This is a genomic window from Vallitalea sp. (assembly GCF_025211055.1).
Classification (GTDB): Bacteria; Bacillota; Clostridia; order Lachnospirales; family Vallitaleaceae; genus Vallitalea.
The window spans coordinates 1-4,331 of record NZ_JAOARO010000027.1; the positions used below are offsets into that span (position 1 = coordinate 1).

8 protein-coding genes are annotated in these 4,331 nt (G+C 29.2%); all 8 read left to right on the forward strand.

Annotated features, from left to right (window positions below; all coding sequences use genetic code 11):
- Window positions 1–174 precede the first annotated feature (174 nt).
- Complete coding sequence (locus N4A55_RS03585) at window positions 175–450, forward strand: hypothetical protein (protein WP_293754136.1); 276 nt, start codon at window positions 175–177, stop codon at window positions 448–450.
- The gene (locus N4A55_RS03590; protein WP_293754137.1) at window positions 451–1,656 is read left to right on the forward strand and encodes a replicative DNA helicase; all 1,206 of its coding nucleotides are present in this window, start codon (window positions 451–453) and stop codon (window positions 1,654–1,656) included.
- Entirely contained in the window at window positions 1,657–1,989 is a 333-nt protein-coding gene (locus tag N4A55_RS03595; protein WP_293754138.1) for a hypothetical protein, read from the forward strand.
- Window positions 1,990–2,034: 45 nt separating this feature from the next.
- Window positions 2,035–2,850 (forward strand): hypothetical protein, encoded by an 816-nt coding sequence (locus tag N4A55_RS03600; RefSeq protein WP_293754139.1) that lies wholly within the window; start codon window positions 2,035–2,037, stop codon window positions 2,848–2,850.
- Window positions 2,851–2,967: 117 nt separating this feature from the next.
- Complete coding sequence (locus tag N4A55_RS03605; RefSeq protein ID WP_293754140.1) at window positions 2,968–3,147, forward strand: hypothetical protein; 180 nt, start codon at window positions 2,968–2,970, stop codon at window positions 3,145–3,147.
- Between the two features lie 135 nt (window positions 3,148–3,282).
- Window positions 3,283–3,660, forward strand: coding sequence for a hypothetical protein (locus tag N4A55_RS03610; protein WP_293754141.1), 378 nt, complete (start codon window positions 3,283–3,285; stop codon window positions 3,658–3,660).
- A 99-nt stretch (window positions 3,661–3,759) separates the two neighbouring features.
- Window positions 3,760–3,933, forward strand: a complete 174-nt coding sequence (locus tag N4A55_RS03615) for a hypothetical protein (RefSeq protein ID WP_293754142.1) — start codon at window positions 3,760–3,762, stop codon at window positions 3,931–3,933.
- Window positions 3,934–4,112: 179 nt separating this feature from the next.
- Window positions 4,113–4,331: hypothetical protein (locus N4A55_RS03620; RefSeq protein ID WP_330666301.1), on the forward strand; the 219-nt coding region annotated here is incomplete at its 3' end.

Sequence of the window (4,331 nt, forward strand, 5' to 3'; positions counted from 1 at the left end):
AAAAAAGTTGACAAGCAATATATTAAACATGGTAGTACATTCTTCAACAATGGATATATTGACTATTTAGATGAGAATTACATAATTGAAGAAGAGGAAGATTGGAGATTAACAGATGAGGACATTGAGAATGAGCAAAAGCTTAATAAGCCGAAGGAGGATTGGATGTTATAAATGCTAAGCAAAATAGTGTTTAATGATGGGATTAATAAGCTATTAACCGAATATGGTGATAGAGGTTTCAAAATGTCAAAGGAAAAATCAACACAATGGTATTCATACTTTAGAAATTATTCAGATAGTGACTTTAAAGCAAGCATTGATAAATGTCTTAAAGAGTGTAACCATCCACCATATATGGCTGATATTATTAAAATTAAGGATAGCTCTAATAAAGTTGGGGAAAAAGCTATAGAATATGCTAGAAAGCATCTTGAAGGGAGGGAGTAAATGTTAGAAAAACAAATATTAGGAGCAACTCTATTAGACAAAGGAGCAGCTGAAAAAGTTATAACACAATTGACTCCGGACCATTTTACAAAATATAAAGATGTATTTATTGAAATGCTGAAACTTACAAAAGAAGATAAAGATGTTGATGTTACAGCATTATCTAAGAATATACATATTAGCGTATTAAGTGGACTTGCTAGTAGCGTAAGTACAAGTGCTTATATTGATACACATATTAAAGAATTACAGGAAAGAAAGCACTTAAACGATTTAACTATTTATACTAAAGGATTACAAGAAAAAATTAATGTTGGAGATATAGAAGAGATACATAAATATTTATCCAATATCCCTCAAACTGTAGAACAGAAAATAATGCATCAAAATACTGTAGATTTGTTACAATGTGTAATTAATGATGTAGGAATAAGATATAAGTTAAAAGATGATATCAGAGGACTTAGAACAGGATATTACGATCTTGATGAAATGGTAGGGGGATTAAAACAAGGCGAAATAATAGGGGTACTTGCAGACCCAAACGTAGGGAAATCATTATTGGCTTTAAATATAGCCTGTAATATAGCAGAAAGGGGGAACAGGGTAGATTTCTTTGCTTATGAAATGTCAAATAAGCAAATAGGGTATAGAGTGCTTCCTAGCCTATCACAAATTGAAGTTAGAGCATTATCAAAACCAAAGATATATTTAACAGATAGTCATATTCAAAAAATAAGTAAATTTAATAATCATAAAATATTTGATAACCTTAATATTTATGCTGATGAATTAGTAATGAATACTGTGACAGAAATTAAAACAAAAGTAAATCAAACAACATTGAAGTTGAATAAGAATAGTAATTTGATAATTATTGATTATTTACAATTATTAACTGGTGAGGGAGAAGAATGGGAGCAGTCCGGTAACAATATTAAATTATTAAAAAAATTAGCAAGGTATTATCAGATACCAATTATTGTAATAGTGAGTAAGGCAAAAGATGGGTCTATTAGAGGAAGTGGTCAAATAGAATTTGACTTAGACCAAAGATGGGAAATTAAAAGAGAGCATGATTCCGAATCGGCAGTTGAAAGAAGTGCAACAGAATTAATTGTTAAAAAGAATAGAGATGGAGGAAAAGGAAAGATTTATCTTACTTATGATGAAAGGTTCTTGAAATTTGAAAGTAAGGTGGGATAGATGGATATAAGTATCTTTGAGAATTATAAAGAAGATAGATATGAAAAAGTAGTAGGTCTAGGAGTGACATATGTTTATAAGTACTTTAGAGCTAAAGAAGTATTTGAAAAAAATCGTAACGAAGAAAATGAAATAATTGAATATGCATATGGTAAAGTGGTTGATTTAGTTGAACAATTAACAAAAGATTATATGTACATAAACTTTGCTGAAAAAATAAAAGCATATAAAACCGAAATAGAAAAAATGAAGCCATATGCAACAGTTAAAGCGAATCATGTTATTTTACAAGTAATAAAAGATATTGATGTAATAGATAATTTATTACAATAAGATACTAGAAATATTTTAAGGTATCTACAAAGGTGGTGATTATAATTGTATTTACGATTTGAAAAAAGACCAATGAAAAGAAAATCTCAAGGTTTTGCAAAAAGGTTAGAAGTATACTTCTATGACTGGAGTGATGAAGCACATTTCAGATCTAGTGATGATAGATTTGAACGGCCATTAAAAGATATCTATAAATTTATACTATGCCATAGCTACAGGGATAAAGGTAAGAACAAAAAATATCAATATGTAATATTAAGCACAGGTTATTATTGGCTAGTTGATGAAATGTTTTGTTTATGGGATTACTTTGATGTTAGAGCAGGGAGTAATAGAGAAAAAAAGTTACAAGAGTTTAGTAATAACGTTGGCATGTCCATAGAAGATTTATTTCATTATACTTACGATAAAATTGAAAAAATTAGACAACCATTGGTTAAGGAATATCATAAGACAAAAGAATATAAGACTAATAAAAAGAATGATGAAATAATTAGCAAGTACTGGGATGAAAAAAGAAAGTTTGATAACAAGTATGGGTCAGATACCTATGCTAAATGTTATAACATATTTGGTGAGCTGTGGAATGAAACTAAGTTAAATGAACTAAAGGAACAATACAAGAAAAATCAAGAGTACCAAGAAAGAAGTAGAAACACCTATAGCAATTACAATAATTATGGATATGGTAGTTATAGTAGCTCTTCTGTATCAACGCCAACATACACCGATAAAGAACAGCAAATGTTAAAAACCATATATAAACGCATGGCAATTACATTTCACCCAGATAACAAAAATGGTGATACCGATATTATGAAATTTATTAATTCAAAGTTAAAAGAGGATTGGGGTATTTAGTAGATACTATTAAATATTTGAGGTATCCATACTAACAAGTAATTATTATATAGCTCATTTATATAAAAAAAATACCTATAGGTACTTACGAATTATTAAAGAAAGTGAGGGTGAAAGATGGATAATATAGTATGCCAAGGCTATTTATTAAGAGCGTTAAACAAATTAATTAAAGCTAATGAAATTAAAGAAGAAGTAGCTAATAAAGTTAAGAATGCAATGTATTTTGAATTTGATATGATGACAGAAAAAGAAGCAGAGAATTATTATTATAACCATTACTTGGGTGATGAATGACAAAATAAAAGGGTCGCATTTAAAATACGTCCCTTTAATCTAACCAGTATAGGTTATTCTTAATCTCTCAACAAGATAATTATAACCTACCTGGGACATAAATACAAATGAAAATTACTAGGAGGATAAAAGAATATGGAAAACCAAAAATATATAAAAAATCTAACACATTGCTTTAGTATATTAGTAGACGATTTGGATGATGAAGAATTTAATGGAGCTAAAAATAGTATTTCCAAAAATATTGAAAAAACTGAAAATATTGAGGTTAATAATATCCTTAAATCAATAATTGAAACTGCTGAAGAAGAAAGGTTAAAAAAACAAAAGTTGTATAAAATGTTAGAGCGTCAAACAGTACCTTTAGACGAAATACCAACTTTACGTGACATATATAACCGTACTCATAAACCAGGGACCGCAATAGAGGCAATGATATCTCTTTATCATTATGGCTATATACAAGGGAAACGTGCTGAAAGAAAAAGGAAAAACCTCGTTTCGCAAAATTGAGAAACTGGACTAAAGATTTATGATTACATATATTTCACATAGGATACATGTGAATTAGTATTAGATATCCAACGAAGTTATTATATTGGTGGTGAATAGATGAGTAACAGAATAAAAGTAACTATTTCATATATGGAAGATGACCAACTAAATGAAATAGTTAAGTTATTAAGACCAAAACTAAAAGGGGCAAAGATAAGAATAAATGATAATCCTAATCCTTATAAACATGCATACATAACTATCAAAAAACAAGATAGTGAAGAAAAATAAAGTGATTGACATACTTCTTATATGCATGATAAAATATTAGTACAAATTAATAAGGCATGAGTACCGCACTAAATAGTGTTAGTCTTAGATATTAAGGCATGGGAAATGATTTTTATATCATTCTCATGTCTTTTTTATTTGAATATAGTCCACTTCGGACGTTAAACTGGAGGATTATTATGAGTGAGAACATGAACACAGAAGACAAAAACACTGAAAACAATAACTCTGAAACAGAGGAAAAGACTTTTACTCAAGAAGATGTTAACCGTATAATTGGTGAACGCCTAGCAAAGGAAAAAGCCAAAGGTGAACAGGAATTCAGTAAAAGGGAGCAACAATTGCTACAACGTGAAATGCGCTTAGATGCAAAAGAAATGCTTAGTGAAAAGGGTTTG

Coding starts and splice junctions, on each gene's coding strand:
- N4A55_RS03585 (WP_293754136.1), top strand. CDS start 175: ATGCTAAGCAAAATAGTGTTTAATGATGGGATTAATAAGCTATTAACC.
- N4A55_RS03590 (WP_293754137.1), top strand. CDS start 451: ATGTTAGAAAAACAAATATTAGGAGCAACTCTATTAGACAAAGGAGCA.
- N4A55_RS03595 (WP_293754138.1), top strand. CDS start 1,657: ATGGATATAAGTATCTTTGAGAATTATAAAGAAGATAGATATGAAAAA.
- N4A55_RS03605 (WP_293754140.1), top strand. CDS start 2,968: ATGGATAATATAGTATGCCAAGGCTATTTATTAAGAGCGTTAAACAAA.
- N4A55_RS03610 (WP_293754141.1), top strand. CDS start 3,283: ATGGAAAACCAAAAATATATAAAAAATCTAACACATTGCTTTAGTATA.
- N4A55_RS03615 (WP_293754142.1), top strand. CDS start 3,760: ATGAGTAACAGAATAAAAGTAACTATTTCATATATGGAAGATGACCAA.